The organism is Vibrio sp. V04_P4A5T148 (assembly GCF_963875605.1).
GTDB lineage: Bacteria > Pseudomonadota > Gammaproteobacteria > Enterobacterales > Vibrionaceae > Vibrio > Vibrio anguillarum.
This window is the reverse complement of the sequence record NZ_CAWNMS010000045.1, coordinates 15,906-40,320: the sequence shown is the minus strand read 5'-3', so window position 1 is coordinate 40,320 and position 24,415 is coordinate 15,906. Positions and strand designations below refer to the sequence as shown.

Below are 24,415 nucleotides of genomic sequence, written 5' to 3'. Positions count from 1 at the left end.
ATCAAAAGCCGCTGCCTTACCGCTTGGCGATAGCCCTACAAGATGATTGCTCATCTAAATATGGTGCGGAAAGAGAGACTTGAACTCTCACACCTTGCGGCGCCAGAACCTAAATCTGGTGCGTCTACCAATTTCGCCATTTCCGCAACTTTCCTAAATATTTTTATAAGAAAAATACTTAGGAAATGGTGGCTACGACGGGATTCGAACCTGTGACCCCATCATTATGAGTGATGTGCTCTAACCAACTGAGCTACGTAGCCATTTTTATTCTCTCTTTAAGTTTGCCTTAATGTCGAGAACGGAGCGCATTATGCGGATATGGCTCTAGAGCGTCAATAGTTTTTTTGAATAAATTCTTTGAAACCAACCGTTCGAACTTTTTTTGAACAAAGAGACGTGTTTGTGATCAAAAACGGTTAATAAATCATTAAGCTTATTGATTTTTCCTTGCTTGTCGCTAAGGTTGATTTTGAGAAAAAAACAAAAAAGCCAACAGAATCTGTCGGCTTTAATGGTGTATTAATGGCTGATTAACGAGTTATTTACACGTTGAAGCGGAAGTGGATAACATCGCCATCTTTTACGATATATTCTTTACCTTCCAAGCGCCATTTGCCCGCTTCTTTGGCTCCATTTTCGCCGCGATATTGAATGAAATCATCATAACCCACAACTTCAGCGCGAATGAAACCACGTTCAAAGTCGGTATGGATTTTTCCCGCCGCTTGCGGAGCCGTCGCACCGACCGGAATCGTCCAGGCACGCACTTCTTTTACGCCTGCGGTGAAGTAGGTTTGTAGCGTTAGCAGTTCGTAACCGGTACGAATCACGCGGTTTAGACCGGGTTCTTCAATGCCTAAATCGGCTAAAAACTCGGCGCGATCTTCTTCTTCAAGTTCAGATAGTTCAGCTTCAATGGCTGCGCAAACAGCAACCACAGAATTGTTCTCTTTTTCTGCAAACTCTCTGACAGCATCAAGGTACGGGTTATTTTCAAAGCCATCTTCGCTCACGTTGGCGATATACATGGTCGGTTTCAACGTTAAGAAGTTGAGATAATCTACGGCAGCTAGCTCTTCTTTTGAGAGTTCAACCGTGCGAGCCATACCACCTTCCGTTAATACAGGGAGTAGCTTCTCTAATACGGTGATTTCAAATTTAGCGTCTTTATCGCCACCTTTGGCACGTTTTGCTTGACGTTGAATGGCGCGTTCACAGCTATCAAGGTCGGCAAGGGCAAGCTCTAGATTGATTACTTCAATATCTTCAATTGGCGATACTTTGCCTGCTACGTGAACGATATTTTCGTTCTCGAAGCAGCGAACAACGTGACCAATCGCATCTGTTTCACGGATATTTGCAAGGAATTTGTTGCCTAAACCTTCACCTTTTGACGCGCCAGCCACTAGGCCTGCGATATCGACAAATTCCATTGTCGTCGGAAGGATACGTTGAGGGTTTACAATTTCTGCTAACGCATCGAGACGAAGGTCTGGAACAGGAACCACACCCGTGTTTGGTTCGATAGTGCAAAACGGGAAGTTTGCTGCTTCGATGCCCGCTTTAGTTAGTGCATTAAATAATGTCGATTTACCCACATTTGGTAAACCCACGATGCCACATTTAAAACCCATGACTGTAACCTTATTCAGCTTTGAACGTATGTAAGCGATTTTGTGCTTTAGTTAGACCATCTTTTAGTAAAATGTCGAAGCAACGAACCGATTCGTCAACCGCGGCATCTAGGCACTCTTGCTCTTTGGCGGGTGCTTTACCTAAAACATAGCCTGCTACTTTATCTTTGTGCCCCGGATGGCCGATACCAATCCGCAGGCGGTAGAATTCTTTGTTATTGCCGAGTTTGCTGATGGTGTCTTTAAGGCCATTATGCCCGCCATGACCACCGCCCATTTTGAACTTAGCGACCCCGGGAGGTAAGTCTAGTTCATCATGTGCCACCATGATCTCTTCTGGTTTTATCTGGTAAAACTTGGCGATGGCCGCCACGGCTTTACCGGATAAATTCATAAAAGTTGTTGGGATCAATAAACGCAGATCTTCACCATTAACCACGATACGTCCGGTGAAACCGAAGAATTTGGCTTCGTTTTTCAAGGTGACGTTATGAACTCGGGCTAATTCTTCTACTACCCAAGCGCCGGCATTGTGCCTCGTTTTGGCGTATTCAGGGCCAGGATTTGCTAGCCCGACAAGAAGTTTGATTGGTTGGCTCAAGGTTAGGATCTCTTTGCAATATCAAAAGCGCGGTATGATAGCACACAAAAGGGAAAGGGTGCGAGGCGCTAAAATAACAAAGGAAAAAGCACTTCATTTTTCAATGAAGTGCTTTAAAAGCATTTAAAAATCAGTAAATAAACTGAGTTTTAATTAAACATGGCAGAAATAGACTCTTCGTTGCTAATGCGACGAATCGCTTCAGCAAGCATGCTAGACAAGGTTAATTGTGTCACTTTGCCGGTTGCCGCCATCTCTTTAGATAGGGTGATCGAGTCTGTGACGATAACTTGGTCTAGTACTGAGTTTTTGATATTTTTTGCTGCGTTACCTGAGAATACCGCGTGCGTTGCGTAAGCAAATACACGTTTTGCACCACGTTCTTTCAGCGCTTCAGCGGCTTTACACAAAGTGCCGCCAGTGTCGATCATGTCATCCACGATCACACAATCGCGCCCATCAACATCGCCAATCAGGTTCATAACTTCAGACACGTTGGCGCGTGGACGACGTTTATCAACGATTGCGATGTCGATATCACCTAATGCTTTTGCAGTCGCACGAGCACGAACCACGCCACCAAGGTCAGGTGAAACCACAACAGGATCTTCTAACCCACGCGCTTTCATATCTTCAAGCAACACTGGCGTACCAAAGATGTTATCTACTGGGACGTCAAAGAAGCCTTGGATTTGTTCTGCGTGAAGGTCGATGGTCAAAACGCGGTCAACACCAACGTTTGAAAGGAAATCTGCAACAACTTTTGCAGTGATCGGTACACGAGCAGAGCGCACTCGGCGGTCTTGACGGGCATAACCAAAATATGGGATGACAGCAGTAATACGGCCTGCTGAAGCACGGCGCATTGCATCAATCATCACTACTAATTCCATTAAGTTGTCATTAGTAGGAGCACAAGTAGATTGAATAATAAATACATCGCTACCACGAACATTTTCGTTGATTTGCACTGCAACTTCACCGTCGGAGAAACGAGAAACAGTAGCATCACCAAGAGAGATGTATAGACGTTCAGCAATACGTTGGGCTAGTTCAGGTGTGGCGTTACCAGCAAATAGCTTCATATCAGGCACGGTGGAAACCTCAGGGTTGCGTCCAGTTTTTAAATAGGTCGGGTGTTGGCGAATTGGTATTCAGCCAGAGTCTTTTTCAGTGGCGAAATGTTACACCCTAAGGCGACAAACGCGAAGACTGTGTCAGGGAGCTTGGCAAGGACAGCTTCCGCTTCTACTTTGCTAGAAAATTCGGCAAAAACGCAAGATCCCGTCCCAGTCAATCTTGACGGCGCGTATTGTAGCAGCCATGAAAGTTGCTTATCAACCTCTGGGTACAGCATTCGGACAATTTTTTCGCAATCGTTTTCGTAAGGGTGTTCGAGAAGCGTTGATAGCGCTCGTTTTGGCGTGTTCCTTATCAATTGGGGATGAGTGAAAATATCTTTCGTTGCAATGCTCACATTAGGCCGAACCACCAAATACCATTTTTGCTTTGGTTCGGTTTGGGTCAGTTTTTCACCTACGCCTTCAGCAAATGCGGCAAAGCCATGGACAAAAACGGGAACATCCGCCCCGAGTGTTAAACCGAGCGTAGCGAGTTCTTGCTGTGATAGATTGGTTTGCCATAAGTAGTTCAGTGCAACAAGCACGGTTGCAGCATTGGAAGAGCCGCCACCGATGCCACCGCCCATTGGCAAAACTTTATTTAATTCAATGCTCGCGCCATAGCGGCATCCACTTGCCTTTTGTAAGGCGATGGCCGCTTTCCAAATCAAGTTGTCTTGTAGCGCAACGCCAGTAATGTCTGGTGTGAGAGTTATTTCGCCAGACTGATTGGCGGTAATGGTTAACTCATCACCAAAATCGAGAAATTGAAACAGTGTCTGTAATTCATGATATCCGTCGGCTCTTTGCCCGGTGATGTACAGAAACAGGTTGAGCTTAGCGGGTGATGGCCAGTGGGTTGGGGTGCAAATCATGGCGTTAGGGTCCACTTTGAAATGACGAGGTTTAATGAAACTTGATCTTGAGTCAGCTTCAGTTTGGCCGGAAGTGGCACTGAAGTGGAAGAAGCGGATGTTGAGACGAAGGGATAAGCTTGGTAGTTCAAATATTCCAAGTGCCAGCGGCTAAGCCCTAGCTGTTTATCTAACGATGCCAACAAATTATTTTGATTCAATTGAAAACCATCCGCCTCGGTTGGCAATCCAAGAAGCCAATCTTGTAGCTGCTCAATGGGGATCGATAACCCAGTTAACTCGTAAACTAAAGCATCCGCATTCTGCGCATCGATAATTTGATCATCATACGTTTTGACCTGGGCGCCCTGAGGCGAGATGGAGAGATTTAAAACGGTCTGCCCTAAAAATGTTGAGAGACGAAGCTGGCTATGGTCGGCGTTTTTTTGCCAATGAAAATTGAGGGATTGGCGCTGTTGTGGTGATATATAGCCGAGTTTTCCGCTGGCTTGGTACTCGCGGATCGTTTGCAATTGCTGTTGGTGTTGCTGCCAGCCGACGCTCTCGACCCTTGTTGAGGGTAAGTTTGTGCAACCAAAGAGTGTTAGCAGAGTGAGGAGAGTTAAAATCAGTCTATTTGCGCGTGTCATATCTGCCCATTATTTACACAGTGAAGGCCGTAAAAACGCCTCACTATATCATTGATATCACGAAGTCGGGAAAACAAATCCTTGTTGCCCTTTCATTAAAACAGGGCATCAAGTAAAATTCTGCTCCTATTTACATTTCCTGAACCGAGAAACCTCTATAGATGTCCTTGCTTGCTATTGGAATAAATCACAATACAGCGTCGGTAGAACTGCGAGAGAAAGTGGCGTTTGGTCCTGATAAATTATCAGAAGCCTTGCGACAACTTGCGTCCAGTTCCAGCGTTCAAGGTAGCGTTATTGTCTCTACCTGTAATCGCACGGAAATTTATTGTGATGTAAAATCGTCGAGCAAAAGTAAGTTAATCGATTGGTTGTCTCAGTTCCATCATGTGAATCCTGAAGATCTTAAACCGAGTTTGTATGTACATGAAGAACAAGCCGCTATTCGTCATTTGATGCGAGTGGCTTGTGGGCTGGATTCACTGGTATTGGGTGAGCCGCAGATTTTAGGGCAGGTGAAGCAAGCCTATGCGGATGCTCGCGAGCATAACGCGGCTGATTCAGCGATTGAAAAACTGTTTCAAAAAGCATTCTCGGTAGCTAAACGTGTGCGTACCGAAACCGAAATAGGCGGCAGTGCGGTATCTGTGGCTTATGCTGCTTGTACGTTGGCAAAGCAGATCTTTGAATCACTCTCTGATTCAACGGTAATGTTGGTTGGGGCGGGTGAAACCATCGAACTGGTTGCGAAGCATTTAGCCAGCCATCGATGTAAACGCATGATAGTCGCCAACCGAACCCGCGAGCGAGCGATGGGGCTTGCACAGCAGTTTGACGCTGAAGTGATTGCACTCAATGAGATACCTGACTATCTCGCTCACGCGGATATCGTCATCAGTTCAACCGCCAGCCCACTGCCGATTATTGGCAAAGGGATGGTAGAAAGTGCGATTAAAGTGCGCCGCCATCAACCCATGTTACTGATTGATATTGCCGTGCCTCGTGATATTGAATCGCAGGTCGGGGATTTAAACGATGCCTATCTGTATACGGTTGATGATCTTCAGTCGATTGTAGACAGCAATATGGAACAGCGTAAAGTTGAAGCCATTCAAGCTGAAGCGATTGTCAGTGAAGAGAGCGCAGCCTTTATGAGCTGGATGCGCTCCTTGCAAGCGGTAGACAGCATCCGAGAATACCGTCAATCGGCCAACGAAATTCGTCAAGAATTGCTCAGCAAAAGCTTGCAGGCACTGGCTGCAGGGGGCGATCCTGAAAAAGTGTTACTTGAGTTAAGTAACAAACTCACCAATCGATTGATCCACACACCAACCCGAGCATTGCAAAGCGCTGCCGAGTTAGGTGAACCGGCTAAATTGGCCGTGATTAGACAAAGTTTGGGTCTTGACGACCCTCGATAATATCCGTCACTCCGAATTAAAGAAGAAACTATGAAAGCGTCGATTTTAGTTAAGCTTGAATCCCTTGTTGAGCGTTACGAAGAGGTTCAGCGCCTGCTTGGTGAGCCTACCGTAATTAGTGATCAAAACAAATTCCGTACTTTGTCAAAAGAGTACTCTCAGCTTGAGGAAGTAACTAAATGCTTCCAAGCTTACCAACAAGCGCAAGAGGATTTGGTTGCCGCAGAAGAGATGACCAAAGAAGAAGACGCCGAGATGCGTGAGATGGCTCAAGAGGAAATCAAAATAGCCAAAGCGACGATTGAACGTCTCACTGATGAATTGCAAATTCTGTTGCTACCAAAAGATCCGAACGATGATCGCAACTGCTTCTTAGAAATTCGTGCAGGGGCGGGCGGTGATGAGGCGGGTATTTTTGCTGGCGATCTGTTCCGTATGTACAGCCGTTATGCTGAGAAAATGAGCTGGCGTATCGAAATTATGTCCGCTAGTTATGCTGAGCATGGTGGCTATAAAGAAGTGATTGCTAAAGTGAGTGGTGATGGCGCTTACGGTGTGCTTAAGTTTGAATCAGGCGGTCACCGCGTACAGCGTGTTCCAGCCACGGAATCTCAAGGTCGTGTGCATACTTCCGCTTGTACCGTCGCGATCATGCCCGAAATTCCTGAAGCAGAAATTCCAGAAATTAAAGCTAGCGATCTGAAAATTGACACTTTCCGCTCATCGGGCGCGGGTGGTCAGCACGTAAACACCACCGACTCTGCGATCCGTATTACCCACTTACCAACAGGCACGGTAGTTGAGTGTCAGGACGAGCGTTCACAGCACAAAAACAAAGCCAAAGCGATGGCCGTATTGGCCGCTCGTATTGCACAAGCGGAAGAAGCGAAGCGCGCAGCCGAAGTGTCCGATACTCGTCGTAACCTACTGGGTTCTGGTGATCGTAGCGACCGTATTCGTACTTACAACTATCCGCAAGGCCGCGTTTCCGATCATCGTATTAACTTAACCATCTATCGTCTTAATGAAGTGATGGAAGGGGATCTGCAAAGCTTGATTGATCCAATCATTCAAGAATATCAAGCAGACCAACTTGCCGCTCTTGCCGATCAACACTGATCTCATGACGTTATCTCGTATTGATGATGCGTTGAAAGCCGCGATTGCTCAACTCCAAGAAGGCGGCAGTGATTCGCCTTCTGTGGATGCAGCGGTGCTGCTTTGCCATGTACTGGATAAACCACGTTCTTATCTGCTGACTTGGCCTGAAAAGACCTTGAGCGAAACGCAGTCACGGCAATTTTGCTCGCTGATTACGCGTCGAGTGACGGGGGAGCCTGTGGCCTATTTGGTCGGGGAACGTGAGTTTTGGTCGCTGCCACTGAAAGTTTCGCCTTCGACATTAATTCCTCGGCCGGATACTGAACGTTTGGTTGAAATTGCGTTAGAAAAAAGCCAGCAGACGCAAGGGGATATTTTGGACTTAGGCACAGGAACTGGCGCAATCGCATTAGCGTTAGCGTCTGAGTTACCTGAACGTCATGTGGTTGGTATCGACTTACGCCCAGAAGCGCAAGCTTTAGCGTTGGAAAACGCGCAGCGTTTAACTATTACCAATGTCACATTTTTACAAGGTAGTTGGTTTGAACCTTTAAAGCTCGGTACAAAGTTTGCTTTAATTGTCTCCAATCCACCGTATATTGAAGAAAATGATCCCCATCTCACGCAGGGGGATGTACGTTTTGAGCCTTTAAGTGCGCTGGTGGCCAAAGACAAAGGCTTGGCTGACATTAAACACATTGCAGAGAATGCGCGTCACTATTTGCAGCAACAAGGCTGGCTGCTGTTTGAACATGGTTATGATCAAGGGGCGGCAGTCAGAGCGTTATTTGAGTCACTCGGCTATCACCATGTAGTGACAGAAAAGGATTATGCGGGTAATGACCGAGTGACACTGGGTCAATATTCGCACTCAGAAGAGAGAGCATCATGTACGAAGGATTAAAACATTTTCATCTACTGACCATTGCGATCAGTGCACTATTGTTGTCGGTACGTTATGCCTTGATGATGATGGATTCCAAATGGCTGCAACACCCTTTTTTGAAACGTTTTCCTCATATTAACGATTCGCTGTTGTTGTTATCGGGTATCGCGTTGATTGTGATGTCTGGTTTTATCCCATTTACCCCAGCCGCACCTTGGTTAACTGAGAAGCTGACTTGTGTGATGGCGTACATTGCGCTGGGCTTCTTTGCGCTCAAACTGGGTAGGAATAAGCTGTTGCGTACCTTTGCTTTTTTGGGCGCATTAGGTTGGCTTGCTATGGCGGGAAAAATCGCCATCGTAAAAACGGCTATGTTTTTAGGCTAACAGCATCCGAGCGGCATTATGTTTGAATGGTTCGATGAAGATTTTGATGCAATGGAATTGGTGGAAGGGGCGCTGATCTTAAACAAGGCCGTCAATCCTGAAACTGAGGATGAATGGGCACGCCAAGAGTTGGCCCGTTTGCTTACACAAGCAAAACACGAGTTAGCTAATGAACAGGATGAAAAACAGCGTTTTGAAGCGTTGTTGCATCTGTTTTACCAACAATGGGGTTTTCGCGGTGACAGAGAGGCTTATTTTGATTCACGTAATGCCTTCATCGATAAAGTATTGCAGCACCGCAAAGGTATTCCCGTCAGTTTAGGTGCGCTGTTGCTCTATTTTGCGCGCAAGCTAGGCTTTCCTTTACAAGGTATTACCTTTCCCACACAGTTTTTATTGCAGTTGCATTGGTGCGATGAATCACCGGTTTATATTAACCCTTTTACTGGTGAAATCGTCTCATTACATATACTACAAGCGTGGTTAGTTGGGCATAAAGGGGTCTTGTCTAAGCTGAAATCGAGTCATTTGGAAGTGACAGATAATCCGACGGTGATCGGTCGTTGGCTGGCATTACTAAAGAGCGCACTATTAAGAGAAGAGCGTTATACCTTAGCGCTGCGTTGTACTGATTTAGCGCTGACTTTTGTTCCTGATGATCCGTATGAGATCCGCGATCGCGGATTTATCTATCAGCAACTGGATTGTCACCAAATTGCCTTATCCGATTATCAATACTTTATTGATCATTGTCCGAATGATCCGGCGGCTGAGTTATTAAAAAATCAAGTTAATGCATTAAGCTTTGAAGCTATTACGCTGCATTAACCGCTAAATGAGAGAGAATAAAATGGAACAAAAAATCGTCCACGTGGGTGATATTCCCGTTGCTAACGACAAACCCTTTACTCTGTTTGCTGGAATGAACGTCCTTGAATCCCGTGATTTAGCGATGCAAATCTGTGAGCATTACGTGAAAGTGACCGATAAACTCGGCATCCCTTATGTGTTTAAAGCTTCTTTTGATAAAGCAAACCGCAGCTCTGTTCACTCTTATCGTGGCCCCGGCTTGGAAGAGGGAATGAAAATTTTCCAAGAGCTAAAAGAGACCTTTGGCGTCAAAATCATCACTGACGTGCACACAGAAGCTCAAGCTCAGCCTGTGTCTGAGGTGGTTGATGTGATTCAACTGCCAGCGTTTCTTGCTCGTCAAACTGACCTTGTCGAAGCGATGGCGAAAACAGGTGCAGTGATCAACGTGAAAAAACCACAATTTATGAGCCCTGGTCAAGTGGGCAATATCGTGGAAAAATTTGCAGAGTGCGGCAACGACAAAGTGATTTTGTGTGAACGTGGTGCTTGCCATGGCTATGATAATCTGGTCGTTGATATGTTGGGTTTTGGTGTGATGAAAAAAGTATCAAACGGCAGCCCAATTATTTTTGATGTGACCCATTCACTGCAAATGCGCGACCCTTCTGGCGCAGCTTCTGGTGGGCGTCGTGAGCAGACAGTTGAGTTAGCAAAATCAGGTCTTGCTGCCGGGATTGCGGGCCTTTTTATTGAAGCGCATCCAAACCCAGATAAAGCGCGTTGCGATGGTCCATCGGCACTGCCTTTGGATAAACTTGAACCTTTCCTTGCACAAATGAAAGCGTTAGATGATTTGATCAAGAGCTTTGCTCATATCGATATCCGCTGATTTTTTGTTGGATCTACCACTCATAATTTGGCCACCGCAAGGTGGTCAAATTTTATCGAATGTTTCCCAAACCTGTTTATCTTGTCTAAGTGCTCACTTTTCCTTATTTTTTCGTGTTTAGGAAAGGAAACGATTGCCTGTGATCCATTAAAATTTCACGTGTAACCTGTGGCAACCGTTACATTTTTGAATTGATTTTATAGTGATCAATTCTACATAAATATGAAATCAATCTGTCACCTTTGAGATGTTAATTTAAACTGGGTCAAGTTTATCGGTATGGCTTGATTTTGTGTTTGCAACGTTGACCATGACCTCCCCCTCACAAGCAGCGGATTTTTCAAGTTCAAAGGTATGATAATGAAACAACGTCTTATTCTAAAAACAGCGCTCAGCGCGGCTATTCTTACAGCCCTTATGGGTTGCGCAACTCAACCCACTCATGAGTGGAAAGAAGATACGACTTATAAACTCACCGTGTTACACACTAATGACCACCACGGTCGTTTCTGGCAAAACAAATATGGCGAGTATGGTATGGCGGCACGTAAAACGCTGATCGACGATCTTCGCTCTGATATTGAAGCTGAAGGCGGCAGCGTACTGCTTCTTTCTGGTGGCGATATTAATACCGGAGTTCCTGAATCTGATCTACAAGATGCAGAGCCTGATTTTAAAGGCATGAGCAAGATTGGTTATGATGCAATGGCGTTAGGTAACCATGAATTCGATAACCCGCTCGAGGTGTTGTTTAAGCAAAAAGAGTGGGCGAATTTCCCAATGCTGTCGGCCAACATTTACGATAAATCGACCGGAAAACGTCTATTCCAAGCCTACCAAATGTTTGATAAACAGGGCGTGAAAATAGCGGTTATCGGTTTAACGACCGAAGATACTGCTAAAATCGGCAACCCTGAATACATTGGTGGTATTGAGTTTAGAGATCCAAAAGAAGAAGCGAAAAAACTGATCGCAGAAATTGAGAAAACGGAAAAGCCGGACCTTATTTTTGCCGTTACCCACATGGGCCATTATGAAAATGGCCAACGTGGTGTGAATGCACCGGGTGATGTTGCGCTTGCACGATACTTGGATGAAGGTTCTCTCGATATGATCGTCGGCGGCCACTCTCAAGAGCCTGTCTGCATGGAAGGCCCTAATGTGGTGAAGAAAAACTTCCATCCGGGAGATGAATGTAAGCCTGATATGCAAAACGGTACTTACATAGTGCAAGCGCATGAATGGGGTAAGTATGTTGGCCGTGCGGATTACGAATTCCGTAATGGTGAACTGAACATGGTGAGCTACAACCTGATCCCCGTAAACTTGAAGAAAAAAGTGAAAGTGAATGGCGAGAGTAAGCGCGTACTGATTCAAGATCAAATCGCTGAAGATCCAGAAATGCTTAACTTTTTGCGCCCATATCAAGAACAAGGTCAAGAGAAACTGAATGTGGTCATTGCACAAAGTAATGGCAAGTTAGAAGGGGATCGCAACGTTGTGCGTTTCCAACAAACAAATTTAGGCCGTTTGATTGCACTTTCTCATATGGAACGTGCAAAAGCCGACTTTGCGGTGATGAATTCTGGCGGCGTGCGTGATTCGATTGATGCAGGAAAAATCACTTATAAAGATGTGCTTAAAGTACAACCTTTTGCCAATATTCTCACTTATACCGATATGACCGGGGCTGAAGTGTTGGATTACCTCAATGAAGTGGCGACCAAACCTGTTGATTCTGGCGCTTATGTACAATTCGCGGGGATTTCGATGACAGTGGCCAATGGTAAGGTATCGAACGTCTTTATTGGTGATAAGCAGCTCCGTTTGGACGAAACGTATCGCTTCACCGTGCCTAGCTACAATGCAGCTGGTGGTGATGGTTATCCAAAAATCTCCGATCACCCAGGTTATGTCAATACAGGCTTTGTGGACGCGGAAGTATTGAAAGATTACCTCGAAGCACACAGTCCAATTGATGTGAACCAATATGCGCCAGCGGGCGAAATTGTCTATAAGTGATAGCGCGATAAAGAGTTTGACTCATTGTGAGCAATCATTTTAACTAAAGGCGGTGCTTAGGCATCGCTTTTTTATTGGCACTAACGGTTACTTTGAGATAAGCACGATGACACCTGCGATTGATTTGGCGAAAAAGAAAAAAATTCCTCACACTCTCCATCAATATCAACATGATCCTAATCACAGCAGTTATGGTTTAGAAGCGGCTGAGGTTTTGGGACAAGATCCGAAAAAAGTGTTTAAAACACTGCTGTTTTGCTTAAATGGCGAGCCGAAAAATCTCGCTGTCGCGATTATTCCTGTTGATCAAAAATTAAACTTAAAGCGTGCGGCCAAAGCGGCTAAGTCGAAAAAAGCGGAAATGGCTAATCCAGACATAGCGCAAAAAACCACAGGTTATGTGGTCGGTGGTATTAGCCCGCTTGGGCAGAAAAAAGCACTACCGACCTTCATTCATCTCAGCGCAGAAGATCAATCGACCATCTGTGTCAGTGCAGGTAAGCGCGGTTTAGAGATTGAATTGGCACCGAGCGATCTTGCGTTATTAACGCGAGGTGAGTTTGTTGAATTGTGTCAAGAATAGAGAATGAAAATCCGGCCTAGATTGAGACCGGATTGACTGGCAAAATTAGTTCTTCAGTTTGATCTCTTCTTCCATCTGGGCGTTATCCACCACATGGTTTTCTCCTAAGTCATTAGGAAGGATCAAGTTTAGAATAATGGCTACGATACCGCATAAGCTGACACCTTGTAGGCTAAACTCTCCGATACCAAAGGCCATGCCGCCGATACCAAACACTAATGTCACTGCCACAATCACTAAGTTACGAGACTTGTGAAGATCGACATGATTTTTAATCAGTGTGTTTAGGCCAACCGTTGCAATTGAACCGAACAGCAAAATCATAATGCCGCCCATTACTGGGATTGGAATGGTTTGCAGTAGCGCGCCCAGCTTACCAACCAATGCTAATACAATCGCGGTGATCGCAGCCCAAGTCATGATTACTGGATTAAAGGCTTTCGTCAGCATTACGGCGCCCGTCACTTCGCTGTATGTGGTATTCGGTGGCGCGCCCAGCATCGAGGCTGCGATGGTGGCAACACCGTCACCCGCAATGGTGCGATGTAGCCCAGGTTTCTTGATGTAATCTTTTCCGGTGACGTTTGAGATCGCGAGCATATCGCCCACGTGTTCGACTGCCGGAGCAATTGCAACCGGGATCATGAACAAGATCGCGTTGATGTTGAACTCAGGGAAAGTGAAGTTCGGCATTGACAGCCAAGCCGCTTGCGTAACAGGAGTAAAATCCACTACACCAAAATAGAGGCCCAAAAGATAGCCTGCAAAAATACCGCCGCAGATCGGCAACAGTTTGAGAAAACCTTTGGCAAAAACGCTAATCGTGATGGTGGTTAACAGTGAAACGCAAGAGATCCACATCGCTACATCTGAGCTAATCAGTTGTACCGAACCATCTCCAGTTTTACCTAGCGCCATGTTTACAGCAACAGGCGCAAGGCCTAAGCCAATCACCATGATCACCGGGCCAACGACCACAGGAGGTAAAATTTTGTGGATGATTTCTACGCCACGGACTTTGATGATCGCTCCCAGTAGTATGTAGACAAAACCAGCGGCCACTAAACCGCCCATCGTCGAGGCAACGCCCCAAGTTTGGATGCCAAACATAATCGGTGCAATAAAGGCAAAAGAAGAAGCAAGAAAGATGGGGACAGAGCGGCGAGTAATAAGTTGGAACAAAAGGGTACCGACACCGGCGCCAAATAGTGCAACGTTAGGATCAAGCCCAGTTAACAGCGGGACAAGAACCAGCGCACCAAATGCGACGAAGAGCATCTGTGCGCCTTGGATGGCATTTTTCATCATGATTTCCCTGAAGCAAAATAAAAATTCGCGGGATTCTATCACTTTTGCAAACGATTGCCATTGAAACTAGATCAAATAAAGTCACAAATGTTGATGAAATTATCACCGAACTCTGCCGTGGATTCCTTGCCGCGGACCGGATAGTTGCTTATCATCGACGTTCACAAAACAGATCATAGGAACAGTATGCGCTATTTAGCTATGTTGGTGATGAGCTTACTCACTCTCCCTGCTTATGCCTTAACCAAGGTCGACTTATACCATACCGAAGTCGTGATTGATCAACAGCAAGACAATGCCGACGCGAATGCTCGTATCAAAGGGATGAGCGAAGTGATTGTTCGAGCTTCGGGTGATAGGAATGCGGTGAACAATGAGGTGATTAAAAAAGCCTTAAGGCAGAATTCGCAATATTTAGCGCAAATCAGTTATGGTCAAAATGGGGCGCAATCTTCGATTGTCATGGGGTTTAGCGCACCGCATATCCGCACATTATTAACTCAAGCTCAATTACCATTTTGGCCTGAAAACCGAGCTAATGTTTTAGTCTGGTTGATTGAAGAGTCAGGTTATGACCGCAGTATCGCTTGGGAGCATTCTGACACGAGTACGTTAAAACAGCTTAAAGGCGCGACTCAAACTCGCGGTTTGCCTATCACAGTGCCTGTGGGTGATTTTGATGATATTACCGGTGTGGAAGTCTCGGATTTGTGGGGCGGTTTCGTGCAGCCTATCAGTATGGCTAGCCAACGTTATCCAACCGATGCTGTGTTGGTGGTCAGAGTGCAAAGTAATGGTGTGCGTTGGAGTTTGTATGATCAACCCGCCGCTCAAATGACACAAGCCACGAAAGCGCCACTGTCTGGTCAAGCGTCTGGTGACTATGCCATTGAACAAATGGTCGATCAATTGAGTGATTACTATGCAAGAAAGAGCTCGGTTATCGTGGCCAGTGAATCCTCTTCTTCGCTGCTTGCTCGTTTTAGCCCGATTGATGATGCAATGGATTTCTTTACCTTGGAGAATAAGTTGAAGCGCTTAAGCTCTGTTGCTTCTTTGGACATTCTCAAGATTCAAGGTGAGGAAATCACTTTCGAAGTGCATTTGTTGGCTTCAGAGTCCGAGTTTGAGCAAGAAGTGCTACGCATGGGCAAAGTCGCTAAAATTGACGACCCACAGCCAGAGAGTGTGCCAACACAGCTTACCCCAGCAGCAGAGGTTGATGATTCTGCTGTGGAGTCAGGCTCTTTGCAAGTCACACCTGAACCGTCATTATCTCAGGCCATCACTGAACCAGTGAAGCGAGTGCTCTCTTTTGAGTGGCAAGCGTAAAGTACTCAGTCACCTCTTGAACAAATGCTGAGATAATCAAAAAGAGCCCATCAGGGCTCTTTTTGTATGAGAAGAATAGGCAATCCTGTCATGGATTGACTCTATGGTTGATTATCGTGGGTAAAATTGGCTTTCTCTTGTTTTTCTACTTCAGATAGACGCTTGAGTTTCAGTCCGAGCTCTTTACCGCGATGGCGAGCATACAAGGTATTACCGACAAAAGCGGCAAATGTAAGTAGCAGTTCCACTACCGCTAACCAGCGCTCCCCTCCATCAACATAAACCAGCGTCAATGCGTGTAGAAAGTAGAGCATTAAAACAAAGTTGGCCCAGGCGTGAGTGTAGGGTTTTCCGGCCAAAATTCCCGGTAATGGTAAAAGCAGTGGGATAACCCATGCAATGGCCAATGCAACATGATTAAGATGAGGGTGAGGAGAGAGCGAGAATTGCCATAAAACCACCCATATAATTAGGGATAAGTTACTCAGTAAAGCTAGCCATCGGTACTGCTTGGTGCTTGGCATCATTTCTGCCGTCATAATCTGTCCTTTAATCGGCTGGCTAGCATTGCCAGCCGTTTTCCTAAATTTTTAGCCAGTTCACTTTCGTGCGTAGTGAGTTGTGGCGAGTGTGTTGCGACATGGCTTGCACCATATGGCGTGCCTCCAGAGGTTGTGGTATGCAGTGTAGGCTCTGAATAAGGGATGCCAACGATTAGCATGCCATGATGCATCAGTGGCAGCATCATACTCTGTTGCGTACTCTCTTGGCCGCCATGCAAAGAGGATGAAGAAGTAAACACGCAAGCGGGTTTATCAATTAATGCGCCGCTAATCCATAGAGGGGTCGTTTGGTCCCAAAAGTGCTTCAGTGGCGCGGCCATATTGCCAAACCAGACTGGGCTGCCAAAAGCCAAACCATCACATTGCTTTAACTCATCCAGAGTCAGGTAGGGATCGGTCGTTTGCTCTGCATGATTGTCTAGCGCCGGAACGGTGCGCAAGAGCGCTGTCGCGCCTTGTGCTTCAATTCCGCGTGCGATTTGCCTTGCCAGTGCTTGCGTTGAACCGTGCCTGCTGTAATAAAGTACGACGACTTTAATACTCATAAAATCTCAAGTACTTGCTCTGGTGGACGGCCGTGGCGCGCTTTACCATTGGCGACAACAATGGGACGCTCAATCAACTTAGGATGCGCGGCCATGGCTGAAAATAGTTGATCATCAGTAAGTGCATCATCACTTAGGCCAAGTTCTTTATAGAGATCTTCTTTGGTGCGCATCATATCACGAACCTGTTGTAGCCCGAGTTGAGCGTACAAGGTTTTCAACTGTTCGATGGTTGGCGCTTGGTCTAAATATTTAATGATCTGTGGCTTTAACTGGCGGTCTTCTAGCAGTGCCAGAGTTTCACGACTTTTTGAGCATTTTGGGTTGTGATAAATCACGACTGACATAACTTCTCCTCGTTGTATTGTGATTATTGGAGTGATAAGAATCGGTCTCGTTGCACCATCAATTGGTCAATGCGTGCATCGTAGCGAGCTTGTTCTAAGCTGCCAAGTTCAGCGAGTTGACTTGCTTGAGTGTAATATTGAATCGCTTTATTCCAATTAGCTTTGAGCGCTAGAAGCTCCGCTCGCGCGGCGAGATCTTCTTGGCTATTGCCAATGCCGATATTCGCTTCTGATAGCAAATGCCAGCCGTTGGTATCATTAGGGTTGTCATGGGTGTAGCGCTGCAATACCCGAATGGCATCAGACAATTTATGTTGTTTTAACAAGCTGTTAGCATAGTTAATTGTCAAGGTTGGATTGTTCGGTTTCTGTTTGAGCGCCTTCTCGAGCAAGGTTTGGGCTTTGGCCGCTTGATTTAGAGCGATATCGAGATCGGCCATCGCATCAAGATAGAAATTGTTTGTCGGGTCTTGCGCAACCAGTTTTGATAAAATTGCCTGTGATTTTTCGAGTTGCTTACTATCGAGATAGACCAAGGCGTTACCGTATTGGAAGGCTGGGATGAGAGCTGCATTTTCTTTTTTCTCCGCTCGCTTAAACCAATCAAGAGCGGCTTCATTATCAATTCCAGCATAGCGAGCAACAATTCGCGAGCGTGCTAAATGATAATCCAACGAAGGTTGAAGGCGCATAGGCGGGTAGTGTTGGGCGCGCTCACGGCTGTCGGTAATACGATCTTCTGGCAGCGGATGGGTTAGTAACATTGGTGGCGGTTTACTAGCGTAACGATATTCATCAGCGAGGCGGCCAAAAAACCTTGGCATGGCTTGGGCATCAAACCCCGCTTTGGCTAGCGTTGCAATACCAAATCGGTCAGCCTCTTTTTCATTACTGCGCGTATAGTTTATTTGGCTTTGCATACTGCCTGCGGTGGTGGCGGTAATGGCGGCAATGCCTACTTCAGGTGCCGCAATAGCCAGTAACAAAGAGCCTGCCAATGCGGCGATTGTTGCTGGTGAGCGTCTGGCTTGGTCTTCCATACTGCGTGCTAAATGGCGCTGTGTGACGTGGGCAATTTCGTGCGAAAGAACCGAAGCGAGTTCGCTTTCTGTTTGTGCATGCAAAAACAACCCAGAGTGCAACGCAACATAACCGCCAAAGAAGGCAAACGCATTGATATTGCGATCGCGGATCATAAAAAAGGTGAACGGCGTTTTTACATCGTTGGCATTGGCAACCAATTTATGCCCTAGGCTATCGATGTACTCGTTTATCACCGGATCATTGACGATAGGCTGGCTGTTACGCAGCATGCGCATATAAGCATCGCCATAAATAAGCTCTTGATCAATCGTCAAGGTCGAACCTGCTACTGTCCCAATGTCCGGTAGCTCTATGGCATCGGCATAGCTCAAGGAAGGGGCGTTTATCGCCACAGTAATACAGAGGCAAAGTAAGGATCGAGCGCGTTTAAACTTCATATTTGTCAGTGATATTCCGTGAGCTTCTTGTCTGTATGACATTGAATGTGTGAATTGGTTTCCAACTCAAAATAACGGCCAAAAATTGTAGAGAGAGAAGAGTAAGCCAGCCGGTGTTTGAGTATCGATAAACACTGGCATGCCAGTCAAAACTCGATACAATGGCAGGCCTATATTAAGCATTGAGCAGAAGAATGGAACCAAATATTCTGGATTTACGCCAGCAGCGTTGTCCGATGGCTTTATTACTTGCGAAGCGTCACACTGTTCAATTGGTTTTGGGTGAGGTATTAGACATTTGGCTTAACGACGTCAGCTCAGGACAGGATATAGAAAAATATTTGTCTACTCATGGCTTTCGTTGCCAGTGGAACACGTCACCCGACTATTTTTGGCTAAAAGTAATTAAGGAACTCGATTAAATGTTTGAAATGGTAACTCGTTGGTATCAAAGACGCTTTTCTGATCCTCATGCCGTTAGTCTGGTTGCTATTCTGTTTTTTGGTTTTGTAACGATATATTTCTTCGGTCATTTGATTGCGCCACTGCTTGTGGCCATTGTGCTGGCGTATTTACTTGAGTGGCCAGTAATGCAATTGCGCCGTTTTGGGCTTCCTAGGTCCGTTTCTGTAATTTTTGTGATTTTGCTATTTGTCGGTTTGATGTTGCTGGCTATCTTTGGTTTAGTACCAACCATTTGGAAACAGGTTGGTAATTTAATCAATGACATTCCTAACATGTATGCAGGGTTGCAAAGTTTCATTTTGAGTATTCCTGAACGTTACCCTGAACTCGATAACTTACAGATTGTTGAGTCGGTGATAAGTAATGCGAAGAACCAGGCTTTAGGTATGGGGGAAAGTGTCGTTAAAGGGTCACTTGCTTCTCTTGTGAGTTTGGCCACCTTGGGTGTCTATCTCATTTTAGTGCCGTTGCTGGTCTTCTTTTTATTGAAAGATAAGAATGAAATGCTGCGAATGACCAGTGGGTTATTGCCACGCAACCGTAAACTCGCGGCTAAAGTATGGCAAGAGATGAACCAACAAATCTCAAACTACATCCGTGGAAAAGTGTTAGAAATACTGATTGTTGGTAGTATCAGTTACGTCACTTTCGCCATTCTTGATTTACGTTATTCGGTGTTGCTTGCTGTGGCTGTGGGTCTATCGGTTTTGATCCCTTATATTGGCGCGGCCGCTGTGACGGTGCCAGTTGCCATCGTCGGTCTCTTCCAATGGGGCATGACTCCGCCGTTTTACACATTATTAATTGCTTATGGCATCATCCAAGCTTTGGATGGAAATGTATTGGTTCCCGTTCTATTTTCTGAAGCCGTAAATCTACATCCCGTTGCTATCATTGTCGCGGTGTTAGTCTTTGGTGGGCTATGGGGGTTTTGGGGCGTATTTTTTGCAATTCCTCTTGCCACTCTAGTAAAAGCAGTATGGCATGCTTTGCCCAGCACTGATGAACCTGTTGTTGAGGCTGAATCACCCTAAAATCACTGAATTATAAATAAAAAATAGAGAGTAAACAGAATCTCTAAGGAAGCCTAAACCGTAATCGCTTTAGGCTTTTTTTTGCCAAATAGTAAATATTGATTAGACTGAACTAAGTGGATGTGTAAAAAAGCTATAGATTTTTTGTAACTTGGCGATAACTAACTATAACCACAAAAATGATAATTAATTTGGCATCAATGAGGGATACTTATGAAGTTTAGCCAAAAAATAGTTGCAGCTTCTTCTGCACTTCTGCTTGTTACCGTCTCGCTTATTTCTATTCAGCAACTGAGCATTGTGCGCTCGGAAATAGAATCCCTAGTTACAAAAAGTCTGAATGAAATGGAAGCAGGGGTTAAAAACACCATTGTTTCTGAAATGGAAAGCAAAAAATCCTTAGCTCAGTCAATGACTGAGGTGATTGAGCTTGATCCGCTCAACCGGGATTACGTTAAAAACATTCTTGAAAAACCGAAGTTGAAAAAAAGCTTTTTAGCCATAGGGTTAGGGTATGAATCCGATGGTAAAGTGGTGGAGAATGATGACGGTTGGGAGCCAGGCGCTGATTACGATCCTCGCAAGCGCCCTTGGTTTGTGGATGCTAAAGCATCGAAAAAACTTATCGTTACAGCGCCGTATGTCGATATTTCTACCAAAAATGTGATCATTTCTATTGGTACGCCTATTTACGATCAAGGTCGATTCTCTGGTGCCATGTTCTACGATATGGAATTGACGGGTTTAGCTGAATTGGTGAACTCTATTAATTTATTCGATGCGGGTTACCTCTTTATCGTTTCAGGTGACGGAGCGACGATTGCTCATCCTGATACCAAAAATAATGGTGAGAAGTTATCGACTTATTTACCGCAAGTGACTCTGAAAGAGGGGGACCAACAGATTGAAATTGATGGTACCCGTTATCTCGTCAGCTTCACTCATATTCCAAGTGAGAACTGGTACATCGGTGCGATTGTTGATGAATCCATCGCCTTCAATGCGATTGGCGTATTACGCAATAGCTCTATTATCTATACGTTAATTGGGCTTGTGTTGAGTGTGATTGGCTTGACGCTACTGATTAAAGTGTTAATGCGTCCATTAGGTGTGCTCAATGAAGCGATTCAAGATGTCGCCTCAGGGCAGGGGGATTTAACCAAACGCTTGGATACCAATACGGACCAAGAGTTTGCTCAACTCGCAGCAGGGTTTAATACCTTTACTGAGACGCTGCAAAAGCAGATCACGCAATCAAAAGCGATTGGTGAAGAGATCATGCGTGGCACAGAGCTCACGGTGCAAGGTGCTCATGAGTCAGCAGAAGCGATGCGCACTCAGTTACAAGAGTTAGAGCAACTAGCCACTGCAATGCACGAAATGGCAGTGACATCGACAGAAGTCGCCAATAATGCGCAAGGTGCAGCAGCAGCGGCGAAAGAAGCCGATGAAGCAACGCAAGATGGTTCCAGTGTGGTCAGTGAAACGACATTGTCGATCGACAATTTATCGGCCCGCATTGACCAAGCGGTGGAAGAGGTGAAAGGCCTAGAGTCCGCGACGGCAAATATTGAAACTATTTTGAAAGTAATTAATGACATTGCTGATCAAACTAACTTGCTTGCCTTAAACGCGGCGATTGAAGCGGCTCGAGCGGGTGAATCTGGCCGTGGTTTTGCCGTTGTTGCTGATGAAGTGCGTACACTAGCTCAGCGCACTCAGCAATCGACCACTGAAATTCGCAGTATGATTGAGCAATTACAAGCAGGAGCGAGTTCCGTCTCTTCAGCTATGAATGAAAGTAAAACGACGGCTGTTGATGCGGTGAATAAAGCGAAAACGGCAAATTCGGCATTGAACCGTATTCGTGATGCGATACAAGTGATTTCGGACATGAATATCCAAATTGCATCTGCGGCAGAAGAGCAAAGCCTTGTGGCTGAAGAGATCAACACCAATACAGTGAAGATTAAAGATTTGTCGACGCAAGTGGCACAATCTGCTGAAGAAGCCAATATCGCAATGCAGGTTCAAACGGAAAACGTTCGTGAGCAAGATGCTCTGCTCAATAAGTTCATTGTGTAATTACACATCAACTTTTGATTAGCCGTGTTACAAAAATGCCAGTATTAAGAACTGGCATTTTTTATTTCGGTCGAGTTTTGATTATTGGGCGTTTAGATAATCAAGTACCACTTCATGGTGATCTTTGGTTTTGAATTTATCAAAAACCTGTTCAATGATACCTTGCTCGTTAATTAAAAAGCTAATCCGGTGTAGACCATCATACACTTTGCCCATGAACTTCTTCTCACCCCATACGCCGAACTGTTCAGCAACCACGTGGTCTTCATCGGATAATAAAGTAAAGTTTAAGTGATCACGTTCAATGAATTTACCTAAACGCTTCACGGGATCGGTGCTGACTCCGAGTACCACTACGTTGTGAGCATCGAGTTCCGCTTTTACATCTCGAAGGCCTTGAGCCTGAACAGTACAACCTGGTGTCATGGCTTTAGGGTAAAAGTAGAACAACACCTTTTTCCCTGAGAAATCAGCAAGGGAAACGGTATTTCCATCTTGATCTAAAAGTGAAAAAGCAGGTGCTGGCGTGCCTGCAGTAAGCGTTTTCATTATTCTTCCTTTTTATTGACTGTTTTTTATAAAGTTGAGCGAACCTTGTACATCCAGTGTCTTGCATAAACTGTCAAATTCTTCTTGTAGTTGCATTAAGTTACACCCTGAATCGACACTGGCGGTAATGGCAATATGAAATTGGTCGTGATCAAGATGTAACTTCGATTTATGAATCGTCTGCGCACTCAGTGAAGCCATACCAATATTACGATTGGCAAAAAATTGAGTGAATTTCTCTGTTAGGCCAATTTTGTCTTCAGACTCAACAAACACTTCAACCGTATAGGCATTATCTTGATAATCATGAGGTGATGTACGTTTCATTATGGTAATAAGATCATGCTGCTGACCTAATAAAGGCAGAGTCGTTTCTACTCGTGTGATGTGGTTTGCATTGCCAGAGACCAGCATGATGAGGGTGAACTCTTTACCAAACAAAGCAATCCGACTATCGATGATATTGCAGCCTGATTGCGTTACTAAACGCACCACTTCATTACAGATACCCGGGCGGTCTGTCCCTACGGCAGTGATCACTAGATGCTGAGTCATAATATCGCTTCACTTTTATCGTTTTTGGCATGTTATCACAGTTAAATTATAGAGGAACGATGATGGAATGGCTTTTTAAGAACTCCGTCTTGAAAATAACGTGTTATTGACATCGACATATTCAGATCCGCTATAAAGTTTACCCTTAATTGATGTTGTTTGTTAAACCTCTAACATCTGATAAATATTCATCCAAATGGGCTGATTAAGCGAATTTAATCCCTTGTGTTTTTCAATCGCCTTACAGTACCATGCAGAAAGTAACAGATTAGGGAGATGGACATGTTTTCAGGAAGTATCGTAGCGCTCATTACACCGTTTAATCATGATGGTGAGGTTGATTTTGTTAGTTTGAAGAAGCTGGTGGACTTTCACGTGACAGCTGGAACTGACGCCATTGTTGCCGTCGGAACAACGGGTGAATCTGCCACGCTAACCGTTGAAGAGCATGTCAAAGTTGTCGCAAAAACCGTCGAGTTTGCCGAAGGACGTATTCCTGTGATTGCGGGAACGGGTGCGAATGCTACTCATGAAGCGGTAACGTTTAGTCGTTTATTAAATAACACAGGTATTGCTGGCTGTTTAAGTGTGACTCCTTATTACAATAAACCAACCCAAGAAGGTTTATTTCAACACTACAAAGCAATTTCTCAAGAGACTGATATCCCTCAGATTCTCTATAATGTACCAGGCCGTACAGCGGTGGATTTGCGTCCTGAAACCGTCGCTCGCCTTGCTGAAATTAAAACGATTGTCGCTTTAAAAGATGCAACGGGTGATTTGAGCCGAGTGGCTCTTCATCGTGAGCTTTGTGGAAAAGACTTTATTTTATTAAGTGGTGATGACGCGACGGGTTTGGAGTTTGTTAAATTAGGTGGACAAGGTGTTATTTCGGTGACGAATAATATTGCCGCTAAAGATATGGCGCAGATGATGCACTTAGCATTAGAAGGCCGATTCGACGAGGCTGAGCTTATTAATCAACGTTTGATGCCTTTGCATAAAGGTCTATTTGTTGAGTCGAGCCCGATTCCAGTGAAATGGGCTGCTCACAAAATGGGATTGATTACAAATGGTGATCTACGTCTACCTTTGACTGAACTGTCTGAACCAGCACGACCAACTGTTGCCCAAGCCATGACCGAAGCTTGTATCTTCTAAATCGATTCAATATTGTGCCGAGGCTT

Annotated in this window: 25 protein-coding genes and 2 tRNA genes; 13 read left to right on the top strand and 14 right to left on the bottom strand. The window is 45.2% G+C overall.

Annotation, left to right across the window (positions count from 1 at the left end; genetic code table 11):
* Positions 1-61: 61 nt before the first annotated feature.
* The 7 genes from AACT18_RS09655 to lolB form a co-directional block, all read right to left on the bottom strand.
* Positions 62-146 (bottom strand) — tRNA-Leu (locus tag AACT18_RS09655).
* Positions 147-186: 40 nt separating this feature from the next.
* Positions 187-263: transfer RNA gene (locus tag AACT18_RS09650), tRNA-Met, on the bottom strand.
* A gap of 282 nt (positions 264-545) precedes the next feature.
* On the bottom strand, positions 546-1,637 hold the full coding sequence (gene ychF / locus AACT18_RS09645) for a redox-regulated ATPase YchF (RefSeq protein ID WP_013857965.1): 1,092 nt from the start codon (positions 1,635-1,637) through the stop codon (positions 546-548).
* A 10-nt stretch (positions 1,638-1,647) separates the two neighbouring features.
* Entirely contained in the window at positions 1,648-2,238 is a 591-nt protein-coding gene (gene pth, locus AACT18_RS09640; RefSeq protein WP_013856262.1) for an aminoacyl-tRNA hydrolase, read from the bottom strand.
* 149 nt (positions 2,239-2,387) lie between these two features.
* On the bottom strand, positions 2,388-3,332 hold the full coding sequence (locus AACT18_RS09635) for a ribose-phosphate pyrophosphokinase (RefSeq protein WP_010320509.1): 945 nt from the start codon (positions 3,330-3,332) through the stop codon (positions 2,388-2,390).
* 29 nt (positions 3,333-3,361) lie between these two features.
* Complete coding sequence (ispE, locus tag AACT18_RS09630; protein WP_094125224.1) at positions 3,362-4,234, bottom strand: 4-(cytidine 5'-diphospho)-2-C-methyl-D-erythritol kinase; 873 nt, start codon at positions 4,232-4,234, stop codon at positions 3,362-3,364.
* Entirely contained in the window at positions 4,231-4,863 is a 633-nt protein-coding gene (gene lolB, locus AACT18_RS09625; RefSeq protein WP_017045762.1) for a lipoprotein insertase outer membrane protein LolB, read from the bottom strand. Before lolB ends, ispE begins: the two co-directional genes overlap by 4 nt.
* Positions 4,864-5,024: 161 nt before the next feature.
* Here lolB and hemA point away from each other — a divergent pair, with 161 nt between their 5' ends.
* From hemA to ybaK, 8 genes are all read left to right on the top strand, one after another.
* Positions 5,025-6,284: a glutamyl-tRNA reductase gene (gene hemA / locus AACT18_RS09620; RefSeq protein ID WP_013856265.1), complete on the top strand. Its 1,260-nt coding sequence runs from the start codon at positions 5,025-5,027 to the stop codon at positions 6,282-6,284.
* Between the two features lie 30 nt (positions 6,285-6,314).
* A complete protein-coding gene (gene prfA / locus AACT18_RS09615; protein ID WP_013856266.1) occupies positions 6,315-7,403 on the top strand; it encodes a peptide chain release factor 1 in 1,089 nt (362 codons plus the stop codon).
* A gap of 4 nt (positions 7,404-7,407) precedes the next feature.
* Complete coding sequence (gene prmC, locus AACT18_RS09610; protein WP_017045760.1) at positions 7,408-8,289, top strand: peptide chain release factor N(5)-glutamine methyltransferase; 882 nt, start codon at positions 7,408-7,410, stop codon at positions 8,287-8,289.
* Positions 8,274-8,657, top strand: a complete 384-nt coding sequence (locus tag AACT18_RS09605; protein WP_013856268.1) for a SirB2 family protein — start codon at positions 8,274-8,276, stop codon at positions 8,655-8,657. Before prmC ends, AACT18_RS09605 begins: the two co-directional genes overlap by 16 nt.
* Before the next feature lie 18 nt (positions 8,658-8,675).
* Entirely contained in the window at positions 8,676-9,485 is an 810-nt protein-coding gene (locus AACT18_RS09600; RefSeq protein ID WP_094125223.1) for a SirB1 family protein, read from the top strand.
* 22 nt (positions 9,486-9,507) lie between these two features.
* The gene (gene kdsA, locus AACT18_RS09595; RefSeq protein WP_026028071.1) at positions 9,508-10,359 is read left to right on the top strand and encodes a 3-deoxy-8-phosphooctulonate synthase; all 852 of its coding nucleotides are present in this window, start codon (positions 9,508-9,510) and stop codon (positions 10,357-10,359) included.
* Between the two features lie 360 nt (positions 10,360-10,719).
* Positions 10,720-12,381 (top strand): bifunctional UDP-sugar hydrolase/5'-nucleotidase UshA, encoded by a 1,662-nt coding sequence (gene ushA, locus AACT18_RS09590; protein ID WP_088729081.1) that lies wholly within the window; start codon positions 10,720-10,722, stop codon positions 12,379-12,381.
* Between the two features lie 106 nt (positions 12,382-12,487).
* Entirely contained in the window at positions 12,488-12,964 is a 477-nt protein-coding gene (gene ybaK / locus AACT18_RS09585; RefSeq protein WP_026027304.1) for a Cys-tRNA(Pro) deacylase, read from the top strand.
* Positions 12,965-13,009: 45 nt separating this feature from the next.
* On the opposite strand, the gene AACT18_RS09580 is transcribed toward ybaK, so the two are convergent.
* Positions 13,010-14,269, bottom strand: a complete 1,260-nt coding sequence (locus AACT18_RS09580) for a uracil-xanthine permease family protein (RefSeq protein WP_010320498.1) — start codon at positions 14,267-14,269, stop codon at positions 13,010-13,012.
* A 189-nt stretch (positions 14,270-14,458) separates the two neighbouring features.
* Here AACT18_RS09580 and AACT18_RS09575 point away from each other — a divergent pair, with 189 nt between their 5' ends.
* Entirely contained in the window at positions 14,459-15,604 is a 1,146-nt protein-coding gene (locus AACT18_RS09575; protein ID WP_176428372.1) for a DUF2066 domain-containing protein, read from the top strand.
* Positions 15,605-15,705: 101 nt separating this feature from the next.
* Here the strand turns inward: AACT18_RS09575 and AACT18_RS09570 are convergent, their stop codons facing one another.
* Genes AACT18_RS09570 through AACT18_RS09555 form a run of 4 tightly spaced genes read right to left on the bottom strand, consistent with a single transcriptional unit; the run spans position 15,706 to position 18,540 of the window.
* Positions 15,706-16,131 (bottom strand): DUF2069 domain-containing protein, encoded by a 426-nt coding sequence (locus AACT18_RS09570; RefSeq protein ID WP_441351401.1) that lies wholly within the window; start codon positions 16,129-16,131, stop codon positions 15,706-15,708.
* Between the two features lie 8 nt (positions 16,132-16,139).
* On the bottom strand, positions 16,140-16,712 hold the full coding sequence (wrbA, locus tag AACT18_RS09565; RefSeq protein WP_013856276.1) for an NAD(P)H:quinone oxidoreductase: 573 nt from the start codon (positions 16,710-16,712) through the stop codon (positions 16,140-16,142).
* Positions 16,709-17,059 (bottom strand): arsenate reductase (glutaredoxin), encoded by a 351-nt coding sequence (arsC, locus tag AACT18_RS09560; RefSeq protein ID WP_017042768.1) that lies wholly within the window; start codon positions 17,057-17,059, stop codon positions 16,709-16,711. Before arsC ends, wrbA begins: the two co-directional genes overlap by 4 nt.
* Positions 17,060-17,082: 23 nt before the next feature.
* The gene (locus AACT18_RS09555) at positions 17,083-18,540 is read right to left on the bottom strand and encodes a beta-barrel assembly-enhancing protease (RefSeq protein WP_094125220.1); all 1,458 of its coding nucleotides are present in this window, start codon (positions 18,538-18,540) and stop codon (positions 17,083-17,085) included.
* A gap of 194 nt (positions 18,541-18,734) precedes the next feature.
* Between AACT18_RS09555 and AACT18_RS09550 the strand changes: the two genes are divergently transcribed.
* The 3 genes from AACT18_RS09550 (at position 18,735) to AACT18_RS09540 (ending at position 22,124) form a co-directional block, all read left to right on the top strand.
* Entirely contained in the window at positions 18,735-18,962 is a 228-nt protein-coding gene (locus tag AACT18_RS09550) for a sulfurtransferase TusA family protein (RefSeq protein ID WP_013856280.1), read from the top strand.
* On the top strand, positions 18,963-20,039 hold the full coding sequence (locus AACT18_RS09545) for an AI-2E family transporter (RefSeq protein ID WP_013856281.1): 1,077 nt from the start codon (positions 18,963-18,965) through the stop codon (positions 20,037-20,039). It begins immediately after the preceding gene.
* Positions 20,040-20,252: 213 nt separating this feature from the next.
* Entirely contained in the window at positions 20,253-22,124 is a 1,872-nt protein-coding gene (locus AACT18_RS09540; protein ID WP_094125619.1) for a methyl-accepting chemotaxis protein, read from the top strand.
* Between the two features lie 81 nt (positions 22,125-22,205).
* On the opposite strand, the gene bcp is transcribed toward AACT18_RS09540, so the two are convergent.
* A complete protein-coding gene (gene bcp / locus AACT18_RS09535; protein WP_013856283.1) occupies positions 22,206-22,673 on the bottom strand; it encodes a thioredoxin-dependent thiol peroxidase in 468 nt (155 codons plus the stop codon).
* A gap of 12 nt (positions 22,674-22,685) precedes the next feature.
* Complete coding sequence (locus tag AACT18_RS09530; protein ID WP_094125474.1) at positions 22,686-23,228, bottom strand: glycine cleavage system protein R; 543 nt, start codon at positions 23,226-23,228, stop codon at positions 22,686-22,688.
* Positions 23,229-23,510: 282 nt separating this feature from the next.
* Here AACT18_RS09530 and dapA point away from each other — a divergent pair, with 282 nt between their 5' ends.
* Positions 23,511-24,389: a 4-hydroxy-tetrahydrodipicolinate synthase gene (gene dapA, locus AACT18_RS09525; RefSeq protein WP_026027300.1), complete on the top strand. Its 879-nt coding sequence runs from the start codon at positions 23,511-23,513 to the stop codon at positions 24,387-24,389.
* The last annotated feature ends 26 nt before the right edge of the window (positions 24,390-24,415 follow it).